General features: G+C 63.3%; 20 protein-coding genes and 2 pseudogenes. 19 read left to right on the top strand and 3 right to left on the bottom strand.

What is annotated here, in order from left to right; all coding sequences use genetic code 11:
• Nucleotides 1-198: 198 nt before the first annotated feature.
• The 4 genes and pseudogenes from FJ941_RS00005 to FJ941_RS00015 all read left to right on the top strand — a co-directional run.
• Nucleotides 199-1,446 carry an aconitase X gene (locus tag FJ941_RS00005; protein WP_140502270.1) on the top strand — a complete coding sequence of 416 codons (1,248 nt, stop codon included), beginning with the start codon at nt 199-201 and terminating at the stop codon, nt 1,444-1,446.
• The gene (locus FJ941_RS00010; protein ID WP_140502271.1) at nt 1,443-1,883 is read left to right on the top strand and encodes a DUF126 domain-containing protein; all 441 of its coding nucleotides are present in this window, start codon (nt 1,443-1,445) and stop codon (nt 1,881-1,883) included. Before FJ941_RS00005 ends, FJ941_RS00010 begins: the two co-directional genes overlap by 4 nt.
• A 274-nt stretch (nt 1,884-2,157) precedes the next feature.
• A pseudogene (locus FJ941_RS28885) lies at nt 2,158-2,394 on the top strand (redoxin domain-containing protein); the annotation flags it as partial.
• A pseudogene (locus FJ941_RS00015) lies at nt 2,389-3,044 on the top strand (ABC transporter substrate-binding protein); the annotation flags it as partial. The pseudogenes FJ941_RS28885 and FJ941_RS00015, both read left to right, overlap by 6 nt.
• Before the next feature lie 54 nt (nt 3,045-3,098).
• On the opposite strand, the gene FJ941_RS00020 reads toward FJ941_RS00015, so the two are convergent.
• A complete protein-coding gene (locus tag FJ941_RS00020) occupies nt 3,099-4,127 on the bottom strand; it encodes a LacI family DNA-binding transcriptional regulator (protein ID WP_140502273.1) in 1,029 nt (342 codons plus the stop codon).
• A 357-nt stretch (nt 4,128-4,484) separates the two neighbouring features.
• On the opposite strand from FJ941_RS00020, the gene FJ941_RS00025 reads away from it, so the two are divergent.
• The 14 genes from FJ941_RS00025 to FJ941_RS00090 all read left to right on the top strand — a co-directional run bounded on the left by FJ941_RS00025 (nt 4,485) and on the right by FJ941_RS00090 (nt 18,689).
• Nucleotides 4,485-6,098, top strand: coding sequence for an extracellular solute-binding protein (locus FJ941_RS00025; RefSeq protein ID WP_140502274.1), 1,614 nt, complete (start codon nt 4,485-4,487; stop codon nt 6,096-6,098).
• Nucleotides 6,099-6,179: 81 nt separating this feature from the next.
• Entirely contained in the window at nt 6,180-7,040 is an 861-nt protein-coding gene (locus FJ941_RS00030) for a carbohydrate ABC transporter permease (protein WP_140502275.1), read from the top strand.
• Nucleotides 7,037-7,996: a sugar ABC transporter permease gene (locus tag FJ941_RS00035; protein ID WP_140502277.1), complete on the top strand. Its 960-nt coding sequence runs from the start codon at nt 7,037-7,039 to the stop codon at nt 7,994-7,996. Before FJ941_RS00030 ends, FJ941_RS00035 begins: the two co-directional genes overlap by 4 nt.
• Nucleotides 7,993-9,084 (top strand): ABC transporter ATP-binding protein, encoded by a 1,092-nt coding sequence (locus FJ941_RS00040; protein WP_140502278.1) that lies wholly within the window; start codon nt 7,993-7,995, stop codon nt 9,082-9,084. Before FJ941_RS00035 ends, FJ941_RS00040 begins: the two co-directional genes overlap by 4 nt.
• A 3-nt stretch (nt 9,085-9,087) precedes the next feature.
• Nucleotides 9,088-10,158 (top strand): ABC transporter ATP-binding protein, encoded by a 1,071-nt coding sequence (locus FJ941_RS00045; RefSeq protein WP_140502279.1) that lies wholly within the window; start codon nt 9,088-9,090, stop codon nt 10,156-10,158.
• Between the two features lie 34 nt (nt 10,159-10,192).
• Nucleotides 10,193-11,290 (top strand): Gfo/Idh/MocA family oxidoreductase, encoded by a 1,098-nt coding sequence (locus FJ941_RS00050; protein ID WP_140502281.1) that lies wholly within the window; start codon nt 10,193-10,195, stop codon nt 11,288-11,290.
• 74 nt (nt 11,291-11,364) lie between these two features.
• Complete coding sequence (locus FJ941_RS00055) at nt 11,365-12,279, top strand: sugar phosphate isomerase/epimerase (protein WP_140502282.1); 915 nt, start codon at nt 11,365-11,367, stop codon at nt 12,277-12,279.
• Between the two features lie 56 nt (nt 12,280-12,335).
• The gene (locus tag FJ941_RS00060) at nt 12,336-13,280 is read left to right on the top strand and encodes a substrate-binding domain-containing protein (RefSeq protein WP_140502283.1); all 945 of its coding nucleotides are present in this window, start codon (nt 12,336-12,338) and stop codon (nt 13,278-13,280) included.
• Nucleotides 13,281-13,340: 60 nt separating this feature from the next.
• Nucleotides 13,341-14,345 (top strand): ABC transporter permease, encoded by a 1,005-nt coding sequence (locus tag FJ941_RS00065; RefSeq protein ID WP_246673646.1) that lies wholly within the window; start codon nt 13,341-13,343, stop codon nt 14,343-14,345.
• Nucleotides 14,346-14,347: 2 nt separating this feature from the next.
• Nucleotides 14,348-15,130, top strand: coding sequence for an ATP-binding cassette domain-containing protein (locus FJ941_RS00070; protein WP_140502286.1), 783 nt, complete (start codon nt 14,348-14,350; stop codon nt 15,128-15,130).
• A 10-nt stretch (nt 15,131-15,140) separates the two neighbouring features.
• A complete protein-coding gene (locus FJ941_RS00075; RefSeq protein WP_140502287.1) occupies nt 15,141-16,322 on the top strand; it encodes an aldose 1-epimerase family protein in 1,182 nt (393 codons plus the stop codon).
• Nucleotides 16,323-16,407: 85 nt separating this feature from the next.
• The gene (locus FJ941_RS00080) at nt 16,408-17,490 is read left to right on the top strand and encodes a fatty acid desaturase family protein (RefSeq protein WP_140502758.1); all 1,083 of its coding nucleotides are present in this window, start codon (nt 16,408-16,410) and stop codon (nt 17,488-17,490) included.
• A gap of 28 nt (nt 17,491-17,518) precedes the next feature.
• A complete protein-coding gene (locus FJ941_RS00085; RefSeq protein WP_140502288.1) occupies nt 17,519-17,830 on the top strand; it encodes a MocE family 2Fe-2S type ferredoxin in 312 nt (103 codons plus the stop codon).
• A 58-nt stretch (nt 17,831-17,888) separates the two neighbouring features.
• Nucleotides 17,889-18,689 (top strand): 3-methyl-2-oxobutanoate hydroxymethyltransferase, encoded by an 801-nt coding sequence (locus FJ941_RS00090; RefSeq protein WP_027141523.1) that lies wholly within the window; start codon nt 17,889-17,891, stop codon nt 18,687-18,689.
• On the opposite strand, the gene hutH is transcribed toward FJ941_RS00090, so the two are convergent.
• Together hutH and FJ941_RS00100 are read right to left on the bottom strand one after the other, a co-directional pair.
• On the bottom strand, nt 18,654-20,171 hold the full coding sequence (gene hutH / locus FJ941_RS00095; RefSeq protein ID WP_140502289.1) for a histidine ammonia-lyase: 1,518 nt from the start codon (nt 20,169-20,171) through the stop codon (nt 18,654-18,656). The genes FJ941_RS00090 and hutH overlap by 36 nt on opposite strands.
• Nucleotides 20,168-21,169: an ornithine cyclodeaminase family protein gene (locus FJ941_RS00100; protein ID WP_140502290.1), complete on the bottom strand. Its 1,002-nt coding sequence runs from the start codon at nt 21,167-21,169 to the stop codon at nt 20,168-20,170. Before FJ941_RS00100 ends, hutH begins: the two co-directional genes overlap by 4 nt.
• Before the next feature lie 115 nt (nt 21,170-21,284).
• On the opposite strand from FJ941_RS00100, the gene FJ941_RS00105 reads away from it, so the two are divergent.
• Nucleotides 21,285-22,748: a DHA2 family efflux MFS transporter permease subunit gene (locus FJ941_RS00105; protein ID WP_140502291.1), complete on the top strand. Its 1,464-nt coding sequence runs from the start codon at nt 21,285-21,287 to the stop codon at nt 22,746-22,748.
• The last annotated feature ends 172 nt before the right edge of the window (nt 22,749-22,920 follow it).

A 22,920-nucleotide genomic window follows, 5' to 3' on the forward strand; every position in this document is an offset into this window, starting at 1 on the left:
CAACCGCCTTGTTCCCAAGGAACGCCTCGACAAAGCTCATCTGTCCCGTCCGCTTCACCGCCATCGCAAATCCCTCCGAGCAATAATCGAAGTGAATCACAATGCCAGAATTGCGCAACAGGCCCTCGTGGGGGAGATGCCCGGCAGGCAGAGGGGGGCGCTGTCCCGCCAAAGGTTGGTAGAGTCCGGAGCACACCGATGACTTTGGAACTGAGTGCGCTGGACAAATCCATGCTCGGCAGTGAGCAAGGCCCTTCCGTCGTCGCCGCCATGAAGATCCTCATCGCCTTTTCCAAAGCCATCGGCGCCGGCAGCCTGCTCGACATCAGCGGTGCCCATATCGATGGCTGCCTCTACCACGGCAAGGCAGGACTCGATTTCGTCGAACGGCTGGTCGAGGGCGGCGGCCGTGTGCGTGTCCCGACGACGCTGAATGTCGGCTCGTTCGACCTTATCCATCCCGGCATGGTGAAGATGACCGTCGCGGAAGAAGTGCCGGCGCGGCGGTTGATGAAGGCGCATCTGGAGCTTGGCTGCCAGGCGACCTTCACCTGCGCGCCTTATCAGACCCGCTTCCGGCCTGAATTCGGCCAGCAGATCGCCTGGGGGGAATCCAACGCCATTGTCTTCGCCAATTCGGTGATCGGCGCGCGCACCAATCGCTATGGCGATTTCATCGATCTGTGCTGCGCCATGACCGGGCGCGCACCGGCCTGGGGCCTGCATCTGAGCGAGAACCGGCGCGGCCGTATCCTGTTCGAACTCGACGCCGGTTCAGAGCCGAGCGACAGTCTGTTTGTCGGCGTCGGACTAATTATCGGGCAAGCCTGTGGCGACCGCGTTCCGGTGATCGCGGGCCTGCCGAAGCCGCGTGACGAGGATCAGCTGAAAGCGCTTGGTGCCGCGGCGGCAACAACTGGCGCGGTGGCGCTGTTCCATGCCGTTGGCATCACGCCGGAGGCCGGAACCGTCGACGAGGCCTTTCAAGGCACGGTGCCCGAGGAGATCGTCCACATCAACCGTGCCGACATCGACCATGCGTTGTCCAGGCTGTCGATGGTGCCCGATGGCGCGCCGCTCCGCGCCGTGTCGCTGGGCACGCCGCATTTCTCGCATGACGAATGGATGCGCTTGCTGCCGCTGCTGCGTGCGGTCGCGCCTGACAGGGGCATTCCGATCTATGTCAATACGGGCCGCGCGACGCTGAGCCGGCTGCGGGAGGAAGGGTCGCTCGACGGCATGGAGGCGTTCGGCCTGATCCCGGTCGCCGACACCTGCACCTACGTCACCTCGATCCTCGAGCGGCTCGACGGCGTGGTGATGACCAATTCCGGCAAATGGGCGCATTACGCGCCGGGCAATATCGGTGTGACCGTCGCCTTCGCCGATATGAAGGACTGCATCCAGTCCGCCGCAGCCGGCCATGTCGTGCGGGGTGTGTCATGACGCAGCCGATTGAAGTGAAGGTGGTTGAAAGAGCAGGGACATTCCAGCTGACCGGCGCCGCCGAGGGGGAGGCTTTGGTGTTTTCGCAGCCGCTCAGCTTCTGGGGCGGCATCGATGCCGAGACCGGCAATATCGTAGATCGTTCGCATCCGGGCCTTGGCCAGAATGTCGCTGGCAGGGTCCTCATCATGCCAAGCGGTCGGGGATCGTCATCCTCATCCTCGGTCTTGGCCGAGGCGATCCGCAGAGGCACGGCGCCCGCGGGTATTTTGTTGGAGCGGCCGGACCCGATCCTGGCCGTCGGCGCCATCGTCGCCGAGTTCCTCTACGGGATCAGCATGCCGCTGGTGGTCTGCGGGGTTGCGGAGATCGTTTCCGGTGATCGGATCTTCATCGGTGTTGGTGAGGATGGTGGGGCGATCATTCGCAAGGTCTAGGAACCTGCATTCCCGATGAAGGTTGGCGCGAACGTTGCGGGTGAAGTCGCCGCTTCGAGAGCCGTTTTTCCTTCCCAAATCTCATTTCTTCCAAGACCGCCTTCTCTCGAATAACGTGCCGGCTTGGCCCGAACATTGGCACGATATTCTAAGCTGCCCGGTTGACCGTAAATGTCCTCTCCGGCGTATAATTCTACTAAATTCATAGAATAACTGCAGCTATCGAGGCGCTGGCGGCTCGGCCTGTGCAAGCCGGCCGCAAGGGAGAGCATCGATGCCGAAGACAGAGTCCAATCCGATCAAGCTTGGCACCAAGGCCGCCGATTTCTTGCTGGCCGACGCGCATGGCGTGCTGCACCGGCTCGCGGATTTCGATCTCAGGTCGGCCTTGCTCGTTGCCTTTATTTCGAACCGTTGCCCCTTTGTCGCGCTGATCCGCGAACAGCTCGCCGCATTCGCAAGAGACTACGCACCCAAGGGCTTGCAAGTGGTGGCGATCAACGCCAACAATCCGGCGCTGCGGGTCGCGGCGTCGGCGCCGACGTCAAACTGATCGGCCTGTCGAGCTATGTCAGGGCGGGCGGCTCCTACACGGTGCGGCATTCGAATTTCAGCAAGGCATTGAACAGCGTCGGCCTGACGACCAATGACGTCGAAGGGTTGAACCTGCCTTTCGAGGCATCCGGCCCGGCACTGCTGCGCGGCGACATCGACGCCATTGTCGAGACGGATTCGACGGCGGCCAAGCTGGTCGATACCGGCGAGGCCCGCGTCCCTTTCGACACCGGCACACATCCGGAATGGAACGTGCCCAACGTCATATCCGTCAACGGCGCCTTCGCCGCCAATCATCCCGACCTCGTCAAGCGGCTGCTGAAAGTCGATATCGAGATTTCGCGATGGGCCGACGCTCATCCCGACGAGACGATCAAAACCTTTGTGGAGGCGACCAAGTCGTCGGAAAAATCCGTACGCAAGACCTATGCCGGTGGGGTGTTTCACCAGGATCCAAAACTCACCGACGACGCGATCGAAGCTCTGAAGGGCGAGGAAAAATTCATGGCAAGTGCCGGGCTTTTGAAAGGCTCGATCGACTACGGCAAATGGGTCGACAAAAGCTTTGTCAATGCCGCGGAGGCGGAAGCCGCTGTCGTTCAGTAGACCGAAGCGTCGAGCCGCGCGGCGCCCTAAAACAGGCCCGCTCGTCTGGATCGGTCAAATCTCCGGGATGTTCTCCTTGAAGATTACCTGCAGCCTCGGCTGGTGCAGCTCATAGGGTAGGCCCCTGACCGCATGGGTCAGGATGTTGAGCGCCTCGCGGGCCTCGACGCGCGGATTCTGGTCGATGACCGCGTCGAGCGTGCCGTCGAGCAGCAGTTCCTTGGTACCGTCCGTCGCCTCGTGGCCGAGGAAAACCATGGATTGCGCACGGCCGCGCTCCTTGAGCGCGCGCGCGATGCCGGTGTTGCCGGCGCCGACATTGTAGATCGCGGCAAGGTCGGGATGCCGTTCCAGAAGGGCCGACGCCTCCGAATAGGCTTTTTCGCGATCGTCGAGCATTTCGCGCATCTCGACGATCTCGAGATTGGGCGATTCCTCTGTCAATATGTGCCGGAAGCCCATCTCTCGTTCCTCATGGCCGCGATAGGAGAGCGAGCCGGCGAACAGCGCCACCTTGCCGGGGCGCCCAGAACCCATGAAACGGTTGAGCAGATAGCCGGCCAGCCGCCCGGCGGCGCGGTTGTCGATGCCGATATAGGCGACCCTCGGCACATGCAGAATGTCTGAGGCGATGGTCACCACCTTGACGTCGTTGGCCGACAGCGAGCGGATCGCTTCACGCACCGTCGGATGGTCGAGTGCGATGACGCCGACGCCTTGCGTCTGGCCGCGCAGATCCTGCAGCAGGCGGGCGAGCCGGTCGGGATTGAAGCCCTCTATGGTGGCGATATGGACGTCGAGATCGGGGCGCGCCAGGGCCTGCGCCTCGATGTGGTGGTGCAGCATCTTGATGAAGGAATTGGTGCCCGCCGGGAGCGCGAAGTCGAGCCGGATGATCTCGCCGGGCATGGGTCGCAGCGACGCTCCGTTTGGGCTCTCGGCGATGTAGCCGAGGCGCTGCGCCATTTCGAGCACGACCTCGCGCGTGCGAGCCCGCACGCCGGGGCGGTTGTTGAGCACGCGGTCAACGGTGGCGGCGGAGACGCCGGCTTCCCGGGCTATGTCAGTCAGGGTGGAACGCACCGTCTTTCATCTCCTAATGCATCAAGATCAAGCAATGCCGGCTGCAGGCCTGATGACGTCAGCCGCCTCGTTATCCGTGATTCTGATGGGAAATGATGTATCCGGCCTTAGCCGATGCGCAAGCCGTTGGGCTAAAATCGAGTCGCCCGGCACGATCATGCAGGGAAAGGAAACACATTTCCCATCAGATCGAGGCATCTGGAGAGGTATAGGAATCCCGGTATGGTGCATTTCCCTGCTTCGTTGCCATGTTGTGAGGTATTTTGATTATTTATGATGTTGACAGCCTTCCGATAGTGCCGTCAATATCCCTCATGGGCTCGTGGAGGAAACATTGGGCCTGAGGGAGGAATTCCAATGTCTGATCTGATCCGCATCTCGCGGCGCCGGTTGCTGGCGTCCGGAGGAAAGGCGGCGGTATTCGTAGCCGCTGCAGGTATTGCACCCCAATTCATCCGTCCCGGCCGCGCTTATGCTGCCGATGCCCTGGCGCCCGGCATGATCGGTGGGCCGACCGGCTTCGACGGCGCCGAGCGCTACCAGTATGGCGCCGACACGCCTGAGGGTCGCGCCGTCGAGGCCGCCAAGGCGCTGAAGGGCGCCGGCAAGGCGCCGGCCAAGATCGTGCTTGGCCTGTCGGACGGCTCGATCGGCCAGCTCACCCAGCCTTTCCCTGCCGGCGCGCCGTCGATCAAGGAGCTGTGGGAAAAGGAAACCGGCATCCCGATCGAGATCGTCGGCCTGCCGAATGGTCAGGAATTCACCAAGACCATGCAGGACATCTCCACCAAGGGTGGGGCCTACGATATCTATTCGACCGAGTGGAACCGCCTTGGCGATCTCGCCGAGACCGGCGGCATCGCCAAGCTCGACGATTTCGTCGCCCAGTACAAACCCGAATGGGACGATCCCAAGACAGGCTATGTCGACGGCGCCAAGGGCGTGTCGCTGCTCAACAAATATCGCGGCTCGAACTATGGCGTGTCGCTGGACGGCGACTTCCAGACCTGGGTCTACCGCACCGATCTGTTCGGCGACGAAGCCGAGAAGAAGGCCTTCAAGGACAAATACGGCTATGATCTGGCGCCGCCGAAAACCTGGAAGCAGCACGGCGATATCGCTGCCTTCTTCCAGCGCCCGGACAAGGGCCTGTTCGGATCCACCGACCTGCGCAACCAGGGCTGGGGCTACACCAACTGGTACCAGCGCTATGTCTCGATGGCCTCGCCCAACCAGTTCCTGTTCGGCGACGACGGCAAGCCGCTGATCAATTCCGAACACGGCATCGCCGCCACCAACGAATATGTTGAATCGCTTGCCCATCATTCGCCGGACGCCATTTCATGGGGCTGGCCCGAGCAATACGGCAATTTCGCCAAGGGCGGTACGGCGATGACCTGCGCCTTCTCCAACCTGCCGAAATTCCTAGATAATGCCGGCAACAAGGACTCCAAGGTCACCGGCAAGATCGGCTCGATGCTGCCGCCCGGCCGCGAGATCGACGGCAAGCTGATCAGCCGCTCCGTGCTCTGGTTCTCACTGACCGGCATGGTCTCGTCGCAGTCGAAAAACCAGGAAGTCGCCTATCTCCTGCTGCAATGGCTGGGTTCGGCCCGCATCTATGCCTGGATGAGCGCCAACCCCGGCGGCTATCTCGATCCGTTCCGGCTTTCGGACTTTTCCGATCCGCTGGTGCGCCAGACCTATCATGCATACCACATGGACGTGGTGCGCGAGACGGTCGCCCGCACGGTGCCAACCATCAACTATCCCGGCGCCACCGCCTTCCACAACGCGCTGGATGAAAACCTCATGGCCTCGCTGACCAAAGCCAAGACGTCGGAGCAGGCGATGGCCGACACGGAAGCCGAGTGGAAGAAGATCGCGCGGCGCATCGGCGAAGACAAATTGCTCGAAGCCATCAGGACCAACAAGGAGGCTTGGCCGACCGTTCTCGATCCGATCAGCTGATCCGTCTCCCTGGATCAGAGACGGAGGGGAGGGGCGAAAATTCTTCCCCTCCGCAACCGACGCCACCAGCAAAGCAGCCAGATGAAGCGTTCCGTCCCCTTCGAGATATTCCGCTACGCCGCGATCCTCGCGGCGATGGCTGTCACGCTGGTGCCCATCTTGTGGATGGTCTCCATGGCCTTCAAGCCGATCGCCGAATGGTCGGCGACCGGTGCCGACCTGACATGGTGGCCGAAGAACCCGACGCTCAGCAACTTCCAGTTCGTATTCGGCGAGTCCACCAATAATCTAATCGTCGCGCTCGACCGCACCGCGCTGAAGCCGATCCTGTCGTCGCTTCTGTCGGCGGTGTTCGGCACCGCGATCGCCATGTCAGCCGGCACCACCGCCGCCTACGGCCTGTCGCGCTTCGGCTCCGGCCAGAACCTGCCGTTGGCGCTGATTCAGCTCAGGCTGTTTCCGCCGATGGCCGTGATGATCCCTGTCATGATCATGTGGGCATTCCTCAACTTCACCGACAGCTGGTGGGGGCTAGCGCTGATCTACGGCATCGTCACCTTGCCGTTCGCCTTCTGGCTGATGAAGACCTTCTTCGACGACATGCCGCGCGAGATCGAGGAGGCCGCCCTTGTCGAGGGCTGCTCGCGGCTGCGCGTCTTCACCCGCATCACGCTGCCGATGATGCGCGCGCCGCTGGCGAGCGCTGCCCTCTTCGTCTTCATCCTCAACTGGTCGGACTATCTGATCGCGTTGCTGCTCACGACGCGCGAATGGGTGACGATCCCGGTCTACATGGCCTCGCTGTCGTCCTCGATGACCGGCCAGCTCTACGGCGCCAAGGCGGCGCTTGGGCTCGTTGCCGCCGTGCCGCCGGTCATCATGGGCATCGCCATCCAGCGCCATCTGGTGCGCGGGCTGACTTTCGGAGCGCTCAAGCAATGAGCGCCGTGACCGTAACGATTTCGGAGGACGAGATGAGCGCCGCGCGCGGCAGGCCAGCCCTGCGCGACGAGGGCATGCGGTTGGGCTTTCGGCTGACCTTGCCGGCGCAGATCCTGGTGCTGTTCATCTCGGCCTTTCCGCTCTTGATGCAGCTCTACATCAGCGTCACCGACTGGTCGCCGCTTTCGGGCCTCGGCTGGTGGAACGCCTGGGAGATGTGGAACAGTTTTGCCAACTACACCGATCTCGCCGCCGACGCACGGTTCTGGAGCGCGCTGAAGCGCACGGCCATTGTCATGATCGTCTGCGTGCCGGCGGAATTCCTGTTGGGCCTCGCGCTGGCGACGCTGTTCGCCGACGATTTTCCCGGCAAGCGCATCTTCTATTCGATCCTGCTGATGCCGATGATGGTGGTGCCGGCGGTGGCCGGCTATATGTTCTTCATGCAGTTCCAGTCGGGCGGCCCGGTGAACGACATCCTGTCGGTCATATCCGGCACACGCGTCACCATCGCCTGGCTGTCGGACCCGACCCTGGCGCTCATCGCGGTGATGATCGCCGACATCTGGCAGTGGACGCCGCTGATGTTTTTGATCCTGCTTGCCGGCCTGGTCGGCGTGCCGGAGGACCAGATCAAGGCGGCGACCTTGCTCGGCGCCAATCCCTGGCAGCGCTTTATCACCATCGTGCTGCCGAAAATGAAGACGATCATCATCATCGCGCTGGCGATAAGAGTGATCGAGAACTTCAAGATCTTCGACACACTCTACATCATGACCGGCGGCGGGCCCGGTGTCGCCACCGAGACGATCTCCGTCTACATCTACAAGGTCACCACGCAGGACCTGATCTGGGGCTATGTGGCGGCGATCGCGCTGGCCATTCTGGTCGTGCTCTCCATCGTTGCCGTGTTCGCCATGAAGCGCATGGCGCGAGCAAGGCAGGTGCCGGCATGAGCACGATCCAGCTCAAGCACCTCACCAAGACATTCGGCAACTTCGCGGCGCTGAAGACGATGGACCTCGACATCGCAGACGGCGAGTTCATGGCGCTGCTCGGGCCGTCCGGCTGCGGCAAGTCGACGACGATGAACATGATCGCCGGCATGGAGGAGCCGACCAGCGGCAAGATCCTGTTTGGCGAACGCGACATGGCCGGCGTGCCGATGGGCCGGCGCGGCGTTGGCTTCGTGTTCCAGAACTATGCCATCTTCACCCACATGACAGTGCGCCAGAACCTTGCCTACGGGCCGAGGATGCGCGGTGCAGCCAAGGCCGAGATCGACCGCCGCGTCGGCGCGATCGCCGAGCTGCTGCAACTGACGCCGCTGCTCGACCGCAGGGCCGACCGGCTCTCGGTCAACATATTGCAGCGCGTGGCGATCGGCCGGTCGGCGATCATGGAGCCGGCGATCTTCCTGCTCGACGAGCCGCTGTCCAATGTCGACGCGGCCTTCCGCGCGGTCATGCGCACCGAGCTGAAACAGCTGCAGCGCCAGTTCAGGCAGACGATGGTCTACGTCACCCACGACCAGCTCGAAGCCATGACCATGGCCGACCGCATCGCCGTGATGGACCACGGCGTGCTGCAGCAGGTCGGCACGCCGCTCGAGGTCTACAACAATCCGGCCAATGTCTTCGTCGCCCGTTTCATCGGCGCGCCGGGCATGAACCTGCTCAAGGGCAGACCGGCGGAGAGTGACCGGGGTCTGGTCGTCGATCTCGGGCCTCTGGGTGTCACACCGCCGCTGCCGGACGAGCTGGCGACCAGCTTGCGCGGCGCACGCGGCGAGGTTCTCTACGGCTTCCGGCCGGAAGAGGTGACCCTGGCGCAAGACGGGCGCGGGCTGGCCATGCATGTCACCTTCGTCGAGCGCATCGGCGCGCGCACCATCGTTCATCTCGGCCAGGGCGAGGGCGCCGTGAAAGCGGTGTTCGACAATGATGTCGGGTTGTCGATCGGGCAAACCGCAGTCGTCGCGCCCACGGCGTCATCGGTGCGCGTCTTCGACGCCGCCAGCGGCGTAGCGATGAGGGCGGGCTGAACCATGGCCGACATCGTCTTCCGCAATGTCACCAAACGCTACGGCACGACGCTTGCCGTCGATGACGCCTCGTTCACCGTCAACGACAACGAGTTCTTCTGCTTCTTCGGGCCGCCGCTGTCGGGCAAGTCGACAATCCTGCGCCTGGTGCTCGGGCTGGAAACGCCGGATGCCGGCGAAATCCTCATCGGCGGCAAGCCGGTCAACGCGGTGTCGCCGGCCGAGCGCAACGTCGCCATGGTGTTCCAGAACCTGGCGCTGTTCCCGCATATGAGCGCGCTCGACAATGTCCGCTTCCCGCTGGTCGAGCGCCGGGTCGCCGAGCTCGATATCAAGAAACGCGTCGCTGACGTCGCGGCCAAGCTGCATATCAGCCATATCCTGCACAAGCCGCCGGCGCAGCTTTCGGGCGGCGAGCGGCAGCGCGTGGCGATCGCGCGTGCGCTGGTGCGCGATCCCAATGCCTATCTGATGGACGATCCGATCTCGGCGCTCGACGCAAGGTTGCGCGAGGAAACGCGCGTCGAGCTGAAGCGCATCCAGCGCGAGCTCGGCAAGACGCTGATCTATGTCACCCACGACCAGGAAGAGGCGATGTCGATCGCCGACCGCATCGCCATACTGGACAATGGCCGTATCAGGCAGATCGGCGCGCCGGCCGAGATCTATGACCGCCCGGCCAGCACTTATGTGGCGCGGCTGCTCGGTTCGCCTGTCATGAATATCCTTAAATCCGTTCGCGGCGAGGGCAGTGTCGAGGCCGCCGAAGGTGCGCTCAGCATCGCTGACCGCGCGGCGCCGGCCGACGCCGTTGAGATCGGGCTGAGGCCGGAGGATATCAAGGTCAAACCTTGGAGCGGCAATGAGAAGGCGAGCTCGGGTCGCCCGGCGCGGGTGTTCGAGGTCGAGCCGCTTGGCGGCTACACCGTGGTGACGCTCGCCGCCGGGCAGGCGCGGCTGAAGGCCTTGCTGCGCGGCCAGTCTGACATCAGGCCTGACGCGATGGTGGCAATATCCTGCGAGCCGGCACGGGTGCATTATTTCGGACAGGGCGGAGGCGCGTTGGCAAGATGAATGCGGCGCGAGGACAGGATTTCGGGAGGAAGGCATGACAGACAAGGGCTTCGAGCCGGATGTGAAGGTCCGCACGAAGGAATACCGGATCGGCTGCGTCGGCGCCGGCATGATCATGGCCGAGTGCCATTTGGCTGCCTACAAGGAGGCGGGATTCCTGGTGGTGGCGATCGCCTCGCGCACCAAGGCGAATGCGCAAAAGGTCGCCGACCGTTGGAACATCCCGACGGTCCACGACACACCGGAACAGCTGATCGAGGATGCAAACGTCGACATCATCGACCTCGCCTTTCCGCCCGACCAGCAGCCGGCGCTGATCCGCCATGCGCTGAAGCAGAGCCACATCAAGGGGATCCTGGCACAGAAGCCTCTGGCGCTGTCGGTCGAGGAAGCCGTCAGGCTGCGCGACGAGGCGGCGAAGGCCGGCAAGATCCTCTCGGTCAACCAGAACATGCGCTACGACCAGTCGATGCGCGTGTTGAAGCAGATCATCGAGAGCGGCGCGCTCGGCGACATCGTCTTCGCGCAGATCGACATGCATGCCATCCCGCACTGGCAGACCTTCCTTCAGGGCTATGACCGGCTGACACTCGCCAATATGAGCGTGCATCACCTCGACGTGCTGCGCTTCCTGTTCGGCGATCCCGACGAGATCACGACGCTGACGCGCAAGGATCCGCGAACGACATTCGACCATTCCGACGGCATCACCGTCTCGACCCTGCGCTTCCCGTCCGGCGTGCTCGCCGTATCGCTGGAGGACGTATGGTCGGGTCCGCGCCAGGACGGCTACAAGGACGATCAGCACATCAACTGGCGGGTCGACGGCACCAAGGGCGTTGCCAAGGGCACGATCGGCTGGCCGACGGGTGCTGCCTCGACACTGACTTACGCCTCGGCCGACACGACCGGCGGCGAATGGATCAGCCCAAGCTGGGAGACGATGTGGTTCCCGCATGCCTTCATCGGCGTGATGGAGCAGTTGCAGCACGCCGTGAAGACCGGCACGCCGCCGGCGCTAACCGTCGCCGACAACGTCAAGACCATGGCGCTGGTCGAGGCGGGCTACCGCTCGATCGCGTCGGGCCGCACCGTCAAGCTCTCCGAAATCTCGACCAACTCAATCAGCTGAAATCACTGGCAGCTGAAATCACCGGCAGCTGAAATCACTGGCAACTGAATCGCTTACTGGGAGGAATTCACATCATGATGCAGGCAGGCATTTTCACGGGCTATTTCCCGTACGGTCTCGAAGAGACGGCGAAGAAAATCCGCGGGCTCGGTTTCAACACGGTGCAGCTCGACCTGCATTTCAGGGATGTCGACCTGTCGGCCGGCCAGATCACCAAGGACAAGGCCAAGAAGGTGCGCGACGTCTTCCGCGACCACAACCTGCCGGTCTGCTGCGTGTCGGGCTACACCAACATCATTCATCCCGACAAGGCCGAACGCGAGAAGCGCGTCGGTTATCTCAAGGAGATCATCCGCAATGCGCGCGCGTTTGGCTCGCCTTACGTGATTTCGGAAACCGGCACCTACAACACGGAATCCGACTGGGTGCATCACCCCAAGAACAAGACCGAGGAAGGGTTCGAGGAGTGCCGCAAGGTGATCGCGGACCTCGCCCAGACGGCCTATGACCACGGTGCGGTGTTCCTGCTCGAAACCTATGTCAACAACGTCGTCGGCTCGGTCGAGGAGACGGTGAAGATGTTCGCGCAGGTCGACCATCCCGGCCTCGGCCTTCTAATGGACCCGACCAATTATTTCGAGACCCACAACATCGACCGGATGGATCAGATCCTGAACCAGGTGTTCGACACGCTGACCGACAAGATCAAGATCGCGCACGCCAAGGACGTCAAGCGCTCGGGCGACGACAAGTCGGAGAAGCATGCCGACATCGGCGACGCCGACGCGATGGAAAGCCACACCTTCCGCGGCGTTGGCGAGATCGAACTGCCGGCGCCCGGCCTCGGTTCGCTGAACTACGACCTCTATCTCCAGCGGCTGGCCGAGAAGCATCCGAACATCCCTGTGATCATCGAGCATCTGTCGGAGGACGACGTACCGCGCGCCAAGACATTCCTCGATGGAAAATTCCGCGCCAACGGCCTGTGATGGCCGGCCGCGCCGCCCGATGCATGGCGGCGCGGCTTCAAACAAGGGAGGAAAGAATGTTGAAATTCGCATTGAAATTGGCGGCCGCCGCGACAGTGCTCGCCGGCGTTGCCCTTGGCACGGCGGCGCAGGCGCAGGACGGCCAGAAGACCTTCTATCTCTTGTCGCATGGCGGTCCGTCGGATGCGTTCTGGATCGACTGGAACGCCGGCGCGACCAAGGCCTGCGACCAACTCAAGGTGACCTGCAAGATCTCCTTCAGCGGCGGCGACATGGCGGCGCAAAAGGAGGCCTTCAACTCGGCGCTTGCCGCCAAGCCCGACGGCATCGCCACGACGTCGGCGCAGCCCGGCCTTTGGACCGAAGAGGTGAAAGCGGCAAAGGCGGCCGGCATCCCGATCGTGTTCTTCAACACCGACGATCCAGCGACAGGACGCCAGGCCTATGTCGGGGCCGACCTCAGGGAAGCCGGCGTCACCTGGGCCAAATATCTGGTGGACCAAAAGATGGTGAAGCAGGGCGACAAGGTCTTCCTGCCGGTCGAGGTTCCCGGCGCCAGCTACCAGCAACTCGAGACCGAGGGGATCGCCAGTGTTTTCGATCCGTTGGGGATCAAATATGACGTGGTTGACTGCGGCACCGATCCGGCTGGCATCATCGCCAAGATGACCGACTACATGGTCGCCAACAATCCGCCGGCGATCATCGCACTCGGCGATTCCGTGGCGGCCAGCGTCAAGCGCGTCTTCGATGGTGCCGGTGTGCCGGCAGGCAAGATCCCGGTCGTCGGCTGGGGCAATTCCAAGGAGACGGCGCAGGCCGTCAAGGACGGCTTCGTCAACGCCGCCGCTTGGCAGTACCCGTCGGCGCAAGGTTTCATGCCGGTGGCGCTGCTCGGGCTTGCCGCCTCTGGCGAGCCGATCGGCTCCGACGTCCACACTTTCGGTCTCTACGATGCCTCCAGCGTCGAGCCGATCCTGAAACTCTACGACAAGAAATGAGAAAAACCAGCGCCCGCTGCCAAGGCGGCGGGCGCTGGTTCAAGCATGGTCCAAGCAGTCATGACAATTGCCGCAGAAGACGACGCGCCGAGAGTGAAGGGCAGATCGCGCCTGATGCGCTCGCCGCAATTCTCCTCCTTCGTCATCCTCATCATTTTGCTGGCGGTGTTCGCTGTCGCCGACGCCAATTTCCTGTCGCCGCTCAACATCTCCAACATGATGGCATTCCTGCCCGAGCTCGGGATCATCGCGCTCGGCATGACACTGCTTTTGACGGCAGGCGAATTCGATCTTTCGGTAGGCGCTGTGTTTGGACTGGCACCAGTGGTGGTGATGCTGCTGGTGCAGAATGGCGGCGTGGATATAGGTGTCGCGCTTCTGGCCGGACTAGTGCTGTGCATCTCGATCGGCGCGATCAACGGGCTGATCGTCACCAAGATCGGCATTTCCTCCTTCCTGGTGACGCTGTCGATGCTGCTCGTCGTGCGCGGGGCAGCGCTCTACATCACGCAAGGCTTTCCGCTGAAATCCTGGGACCAGCCGGGCTTCTTCGTGACGCTGCTCGCCGGCAGCTTCAACATCGGTTCGTTCCGCTTCTATACCTCGCTGTGGTGGTTCATCGGCCTGTCGCTGTTTGCCATCTACATCCTGCGTTACGCCAAGCTCGGCAACTGGATCAGCGCCATCGGTTCTAATCGCAACGCGGCGGTGGCGCGCGGCGTCCCCGCCGACACCGTGAAGATTTGGCTGTTCATCGCGACCTCGGTGCTGGCCGGCCTTGCCGGCATGATCAGCGCCTTCCGCATCTCGGCCGCCTCGCCGGTGGCCGGCACCGGCTATGAGCTGGAGGTGATCGCTATGGTGGTGGTCGGCGGCACGGCGCTGACCGGCGGACGCGGCACGATCCTCGGCACAATCGTCGGCGCGCTGATGCTGCGTGCCATCCGAAACGGCATCGTGCTGATTGGCGTGCCGGGGCTCGCCTACAACATCTTCGTCGGCCTTATCATCCTCGCCATGCTCATCCTGCACGCTTTGCTGCAGAAGAACGCCGCAAGGGGCTGACGATGATGCAAGAAGTACTTCGGCTGCAGAACCTGCAAAAGTCCTTCGGTAGCGTGCGGGCGCTGAAGAATGCCTCGCTGACACTGCGGGAAGGCGAGGTGGTGGCGCTGCTTGGCGACAATGGCGCGGGCAAATCGACGCTGATCAAGGCGATCTCGGGCGTGTTCCCTGTCGACCGGGGCGATATCTTTGTGCGTGGCGAGAAGGTCTCGATCCGCTCGACGCGCGATGCGATGGATCTCGGCATCGAGACCATCCACCAGGACACGTCGCTGGCGCCGGACCTCAGCATCGCGCGCAATCTTTTCCTCGGCCGCGAGCCGGTCAATTTCGGTTGGCTCGGCGTGTTCGCGCCGCTCGATCTTGCAAAGTTGCGCAAGGCCGCTTCCGAATTGCTGAAACGCGTTGGCATTTCCAAAAAGCTCGACGCCGACGCGCTGGTCTCGACGTTGTCGGGCGGCGAGCGGCAGTCGATCGCGATCTCGCGCGCCATGCAGTTTGCCGCCAAGGTCATCATCCTCGACGAGCCGACCAACAATCTCGGTGTCGAGGAAACCCACGGCGTGCTGCGTTTCGTCAAGGAGGTGCGCGACGCCGGCCATTCGGTGCTGCTCATCACCCACAACATCCACCATGTCTTCCAGGTCGCCGACCGCATCGTCGTCATGCGGCGGGGCGAGATCGTCGCCGAACAGACGGTCGCCGACACCGATCTTCTGACCGTGGAGAGCATCATCACCGGCGCCGACGTGTCGGCCTTGCTCAGGGAGGCGAGGGCAAAGTGAAGGGCGTCGCATGGTAGAGCTTTACGGCAAGACGCTGTCGCGCCGGCAAGTGGCCGAGCGATCAGGCATGCTGTCGCAATTCGCCGGCGTGCGGCTGATGACGCTCGGCGACGGTGTGGAGCGCGGCATCCGCATGCTCGAATTCCGCACCGGCTCGGGCCTGCGCTTCACCGCGCTGGTCGACCGGGCGCTCGACATCGCCGATTGCGACTATAGGGGGCAGGCGATCGGCTGGCATTCGCCGAGCGGTTTTCGCAATCCCGGCCTGCATGAGTATGAAGGGGAAGGGGGGGTGGCCTGGGCGCGCTCTTTCTCCGGCCTGCTGGTCACCTGTGGCCTCGATCATATTCTGGCCCGCGAAGACGTGCCGGCCGACAGCTACAACTACCCGGGCAAGAAGACGGTGCTCCATTCGCTGCATGGCCGTGTCGGTACGATCCCGGCGCGGCTCACCGGCTATGGCGAGCGTTGGGACGGCGACCGCTGCGTGCTGTGGGCCGAAGGCCTCGTCCAGCAGTCGGCGGTGTTCGCCGAGGATCTGCATCTCGTTCGGCGCATCGAGGCCGATGTCGGCGGCAACGAAATCCGGCTTTCCGACCGTGTCGTCAATCACGGCTTCAACCGCACGCCGCATATGTATTTCTACCACGTCAATGTCAGCCATCCCTTGCTGGATGAGGGCTCCCGCTATCTGGCACCGATCCGCGACGTCGTCTGGGCCGGCCATGCCGGCGAGCGCTACGAGGCGCAGAGGGTCGGCTATCGCACGGTGCCGGCGCCGCAACCTAGCTTCAGCGAACAGGTCTGGCAGCATGAGATGGCTGCCGATGCCCATGGCGAGGTGCCGGTGGCCGTCGTCAACGACCGTATTGGGCTCGGTCTCGAACTGGTGACGCGCAAGGACCAGTTGCCGTGTGCCTATCAGTGGCAGAATTTCCAGGCCGGGCAGTACGCGTTGGGCATAGAGCCATCGACCCACCACGTGCTCGGTGATCTCGCCGCCCGCGAGCGCGGCGAGATGATCTGGCTGGAGCATGGCGAAAACCGGGCGTACGACGCGGTGTTCCGGGTTCTCGATGGCGCCGGTGAGATCGCAGCGGCCGAAGCCAGGATCGCGGCTGTCGCCCGACAGCCCGCGCAGGATTATCCTCAGCCTTCCGGAAACTTTCCAAGACTGGCCGGCAGGACATGAGTGCGACATTTATCCAAAGCAAGCCCTCCGGCCGGCGGACCGGATTGCCAGCGGTGCGCGACGGTTGGAGGTCAGTGTGACGACGATGGCAAAGAAGCGCGACTACAGCCTTGTCGGCGAAAGCACCAGGGCGGCGATCGAGACCGGGCTTGCCTCGGCCGAATGGTACCATACCGACGTCCCACGCAAGGCGATGAAGGAACTGATGCAGCGTTCCGACGGGCCGGCGATCCGCGACACCGTCATCTGGATTGTCGCGATCGTCGGTTCGGCCGCCGGTATTGTCTGGTTCTGGGGTTCGTGGTGGATGGCGCCGTTCCTGTTCGTCTACGGCGTGCTCTACGGCTCGTCGAGCGACTCGCGCTGGCACGAATGCGGCCATGGCACGGCCTTCCGTACGCGCTGGATGAGCGATGTCGTCTACCACATCGCCTCGTTCATGCTGATGCGCAATCCCGTGCAATGGCGCTGGAGCCATGCCCGCCATCACACCGACACCATCATCGTCGGCCGCGATGCCGAGATCGCCGTCATGCGTCCGCCGGATCTGTTGAAGGCTGCGCTTGCCTTCACCGGCATTCTCGATTTCCGCTATTCGCTGCCGACGCTGGTGCGCCAGGCATTCGGCACGCTGTCGGACGAGGAGAAGAGCTATATCCCCGAGATGGAACAGCATAAGGCCGTGGTCGCCGCCCGCTGGCACGTCGCGATCTATGTGGCGACAATCGCCCTGGCGATCGCGCTGAGGTCATGGATACCGCTGGTGCTGATCGGTCTGCCGCGCCTCTACGGCACCTGGCACATGGTGACGACCGGCCTGCTGCAGCATATCGGCTTGGCCGACAATGTCGTCGACCATCGGCTCAACACGCGCACCGTCTACATGAACCCGATCAGCCGGTTCATCTACTGGAACATGAACTATCATGTGGAACACCACATGTTCCCGATGGTGCCCTATCATGCGCTGCCCAGGCTGCACGAACTGATCAAGCATGATCTGCCCGCGCCCAATCCCTCGATGTGGCATGCCTATCGCGAGGTCTGGCCGGTCCTGCTCAGGCAGCTGAAATACGAGGATTACTACCTCAAGCGCGAATTGCCGCCGACAGCGAGGCCCTATCGCAGCGAATTCCACGAGGTCGATATGTCGGCGGCGGCCGAATAGCGATCGCGAATGGTTGCAGGAGATTGAGATGGCCGATTGGGTTGAAGCTTGCGCGGTGGACGATGTCGAGGAAGAGGATGTCATCCGCTTCGACCATGGTGGGCGGAGCTTCGCGATCTATCGCTCCCCGGACGACGAATTCTTCGCCACCGATGGTTTTTGCACGCATGAAAAGGCGCATCTGGCCGACGGGCTTGTGATGGACGACATCATCGAATGTCCCAAGCACAATGGCCGCTTCAATTACAAGACCGGCCAGGCCAAGGGCGCGCCGGTCTGCGTCAACCTCGCGACTTATCCGGTGAAGGTCGAGGCCGGTAAGGTGATGATCCAGATCTGAAGCGGGGGCATGATCAACCGATCGGCATCGCGATGCTAACCAACAGAGGGACGTTTTAATGAGCCGAAAGAGACCGACCGTCGCCGATTTGCGCGCCATGAAGGGCAAGCGGCAACTGACCATGCTGCGGGTGCTGACCCTGGACGAGGCGGAGGCCGCCGAACGGGCAGGGGTCGACATCGTCTCGGTGCCGCCCGAACTGGTGCTCAATCCGCAATACCGCGATGCGGCACCCAGCCTGTTCACCATGCCCGGCGACAATTTCTTCGAAATCGGCACCGCGGATGATTTCGTCCGCTGGGCCTTCCGGCTCTATAAGGCAAGCGCCGACGCGGTCTATTGCAGTGCCGGCTACGCAACCATCAAGCGGATGGCGGACGATGCCATTCCCGTCATCGGCCATGTCGGCCTCATTCCTTCCCGTGCGACCTGGACCGGCGGCTTCAAGGCGGTCGGCAAGTCCGCCGACACGGCCATGCAGGTCTTCGAGGCGGTGAAGCAACTGGAGGCGGCCGGCGCCATCGGCGCCGAGATCGAGGTGGTGCCGGTCGAGGTCGCCAAGGCGATCTCGGAGCGCACGTCGCTGATCATGCTGTCGATGGGCGCGGGCACGGGCTGCGACGCGCAATATCTGTTCGCCGACGACATCCTTGGCCAGAACAGGGGTCACATGCCCCGCCACTCCAAGGTCTATCGCAACTTCGCCGCCGAGTATGACCGGCTGCAGGCGGAACGGGTGGCGGCATTTTCCGAATTCGTCGCCGACGTCAACGGCGGCGCCTATCCCGAGGACCGGCACATCGTGCACATGGATCCGGCCGAGCTACGCCTGTTCCTCGACAAGGTCGGCCGGGGATAAGGCCGGCTGCCACGCACTGCCGGCCAGTGCGGCGTGGAGTGCTTCCGCATCGACGCCGAGCGGCCGGTCACCCTTCAGCGTCAGAACGAGCGCGCGTATCGCCGTGTGGACAGCCGATGTGCGTGGCGCCAGCGTCAACCCTTCACGCAAGTCGATTGCCTGTGCCGCGGCCATCAGTTCGAAAGCGATCAACCGGCGCCACAGTACGATCATGTCCGCGCATTTCGACATCGCCAGCGGCGTCTGCGTGGCGTGATCCTCGACGCCTTCCGAAACCGGGAGAAAATCGAGCATCACCGGATTGGCCTTGTGGCGGATGGCGGCCAGGATCGATGTCGCCGTCTTCTGCAGCGGCACGAAGCCGGCCGAGGCGCCACCGACCGGCGACAGGTACTTGGGCAGGCCGTTGCGGCCCGAGCCGGTGAGCTGGATGAAGCGGGCGGCACTTGCGGCGGCGCATTGCGCGATTGCGAGGCCTAGCGTCTCGAAGGCGAGCGAGAGCGCCGCCGTGTGGAAGTTGCCAGTCGACATCACCACGCCGTCGTCGCCCAGCACCAGCGGATTGTCGGCGGCGGCATTGAGTTCGATCTCGACGGCGCGTCTTGCCTGGCCGATCGCCTCGATCAGCGCGCCATGGATCGAGGGCATGCAGCGGATCGACAGCGGATCCTGTATGGTGGTGGGCGCCGGCGCTTCGTCGCGGGCGAGAAGATCATGCAGCGCCTTGGCGGCTTCCTGCTGGCCGGCGGCCGGCCGCGCCATGTGCAGCCGAGGATCGAGGATGGCGCGGTTGGCGCCGATCCCTTCCATGGTCAACGCGCCAGCCTGCTGCTGTTGGGCCAGAGCCGACAGCGCGTCCGTGACCACAAGCGCGCCGCTGCCGGCCGAGACGGCGGATGCGTTGATCAGCGACAGCCCATCCTTGGGCGCCAGGCCGATGGGGCCGAGGCGGGCCATCATCAGCGCCTTGACCGCCGGCATGCGCCTTCCCTGATAATCAGCCTCGCCTTCGCCGATCAGCAGGCGAGCAAGCGCCGTCATCAGCACCAGGTCGCCGGCGCCGATCGAGCCCAGCGACGGCATCACCGGATGGACGCCGGCGTTGAGCGCATCGGCCAAGGCGACAAAGACTGACGGGGAGAGGCCGGATCCGCCGGCCGACAACATTGTCAGGCGGGCGAGCATGGTGGCACGCACGGCCTCGACCGGCAGCGCTTCACCGACCGCGCCGCTGCGGCCTTCCAGCAATTGACGCTGGAAGGCGCTGGCGTCACCCTCGACCGATGTGCCGAGATTGGCGCCGAGCCCGGTGTTCAGGCCGTAGATCTGCTGGCCGGAGGCCGCGGCCTGATCGAGCACTTTTCGCGCCTTCTCCAGCCTGCCAATGACATCGGGTTCGATTTCCACCTTGCGCGCCTCGCGGGCGACGGCGGCGACATCGCCGATTCTGACGCCAGCCCCCGTTAGGACGAGCGCGGTCATGCGAAGCGCAACCTTTGGCCGATGCCTTGCGCCTTTGCCTTGGCCAGCATCGCCTTGCCGAGCGCTATGTCGGACAGCGACAGGCCGCGATGCCAGAACAGGATTGTTTCGTCGTCACTTTGCCGTCCTGGCTTGAGTCCGGCGGCGATCTGGCCGAGTTCGGCATGCAGCGTTGCTTCGCTCAGCCGTCCGGCCTCGACATGGGCGCGCAGCGAGCCGAACTTGCCGCCTTTGCACTGGCCCCAATCGTCGACGACCATCTTCTGCATGATGTCGGTCAGCGACAGCTCCACCGCGCTCATCGTGCCATAGGGGACGACCAGCGCGCCCGGCTTGATCCATTCTGTCTTCAGCAACGGCTGCGGCTCGGGCAGGCGCGATGCTTCGACGACAATGTCGGCGCCCTTGACGCAGCTCTCCCAGTCGGCGACCGCAGTGACGGGTTTGCCAAGGTCGGCGGAGAGTTTTGCTGCAAAGCCATCGCGGCTTTCCGGCCGGCGCGAATGGACGCGGATCTCATCGAAATCGAAGAGATGGTCGAGCAGGCGCACGTTCCAATAGGCGGTGCCGCGTGCGCCGATATGGGCGAGCACCTTCGAATTCTTGCGAGCTAGGTGTTCGGCGCCGATCGCGGTGACGGCGCCTGTGCGCATGTCGGTGATGACGGTGGCGTCGAGGATGGCGCGCGGCGCGCCGGTGCGCGGGTCGAACAAATTGAGGATGCCGAATTCCGACGGCAGGCCATGAAGATAGTTGTCGACAAAGTCGCCGACGATTTTCACGCCGGCCGCGTCGAGCGGCGCCACGTAGCCGCGCAAGACATTGAAATGGCCGTGGAAGGACGGGTCGGGTTCGAGGTGGACACGCGGCTCGATCACTGTCTGGCCCTTGCCTTGCGCAACGAGCCCGGCCTCGACCGCGCCGATGATCTCGGCATCGGTCATGGCAAGCGCTTTGATGTCCAGGGCATTGAGATAGTCGATATAGATGGGCTTCATGCGCACGCTGTTCCTCGGCCACCCCGCCCATCCATAACAGGCCGCGGCGCGACACGAAAGTTTGTTGGCTGTTGTCTGGACGCAGTCGGCCAAATGCTGTTCAAAGCGGTCCGTCATGACAGCCATTTCCGAGACCGAAGCTTCAGCCGACCCAGCCGGGAATTCGCGGCGTGTGGCGCTGATCGTCGCCATCGCCTTTTTCATGCAACTGCTGGATTCGACTATCATCTCGACCTCGCTGCCGCAGATGGGCGCCTCCTTCGGCGTGCCGGCGGTGGCGATGAGCATCGGCATCACCGTCTACATGCTGACCATGGCGGTGTTCGTACCGCTGTCGGGCTGGCTCGCCGACCGTTTTGGCGCACGCAACATCTTCCTCGCGGCAATCGCGCTGTTCACTCTGGCTTCGCTCGCCTGCGGCTTTTCGCAGAACCTGACCGAATTTGTCGTTGCCCGTGCCGTGCAGGGCCTGGGCAGCGCGCTGATGACACCGGTCGGCCGCATCCTGGTGCTGCGCAACGCGTCGAAATCCGAATTGCTCAACGCCACGGCGCTGATCACCTGGCCGGCGCTCTTCGCGCCTGTCGTCGGGCCGGTGCTTGGCGGCTTCATCACCACCTATCTGTCCTGGCACTGGAATTTCTTCATCAATATCCCGCTCGGCATGATCGGGCTGGCGCTGGTCGCCCGTTTCATCCCGGGCGACCGTGAAGCCGATGCCAAGCCACTCGACTGGCCGGGGTTTTTCCTGACCTCGCTGGGGCTCGCCTGCCTGCTCTATGGTCTCGAGCGCATCGCGCATCCGGAAGATGGCGTCTGGCCGACGGTGGGGCTGATCGTTGCAGGCATCGTCGTCGGCTGGGTAGCGGTGCGGCATCTCCGTCGCGCGCCGCATCCGCTGCTCGACCTCTCCTCGTTCAAGGTGCAGACCTTCGCCATCTCGACGCTCGCCGCCGGAACCATCTTCCGGGTGGCAATCAACGCCACGCCATTCCTTTTGCCGCTGCTGTTCCAGGTCGGCTTCGGGCTATCGCCGGTCGATGCCGGCATGATGATCCTGGCCTATTTCCTCGGCAATCTCGGCATGAAGACGGTGACGACGCCGACGCTGCGCCGCTTCGGCTTTCGCTCGGTGATGGTCGTCAACGGCATCATCGCGTCCGCATCGATCATGGCGTGCGCGGCGATCTCGCCACAGACGCCTCAGGCCCTGGTGGTGGCGCTGATGCTGATCGCCGGCCTGACGCGCTCGATGCAGTTCACCGCGCTCAACACGCTGGCCTTCGCCGATATCGCGGCTGGTCAGCGCAGCTCCGCGGCGACGTTATCCTCCATGCTGCAGCAGGTGGCGATGCTGTTCGGCGTTGCCGTGGCGGCGGCGATCCTCAACCTGTCGCAGATCGCCAGGGACCGGCCGGCGCTCGATCTCGTCGATTTTCGAGCAGCCTTCCTGGTGATCGGCGTCATCGGACTGGTTTCATCGTTCCGTTTCCTGGGGTTGCCGAAGACCGCCGGCGCTGAGGTCTCGGGCCATATTGCCGGAACTGAAATCGAATTTTCCCGCCGACCGCAGGGTTAAATCCGTCTTCGCCTTTCGCCTTGATGCTGTATATCCGCAGGCACGGACGATGACACAAACAATTGCCAAAAGCGCAGGAGTTTCCGGGCATTGCGCCAGATTCGGCAATCGATGCGTCCACTTTGCGAATCTCATCGCCAGCCCGCCTTTTGAACGCGGATTCATTTGACGA

It is taken from the genome of Mesorhizobium sp. B2-3-13, from assembly GCF_006442195.1.
GTDB classification, from domain to species: Bacteria; Pseudomonadota; Alphaproteobacteria; order Rhizobiales; family Rhizobiaceae; genus Mesorhizobium; species Mesorhizobium salmacidum.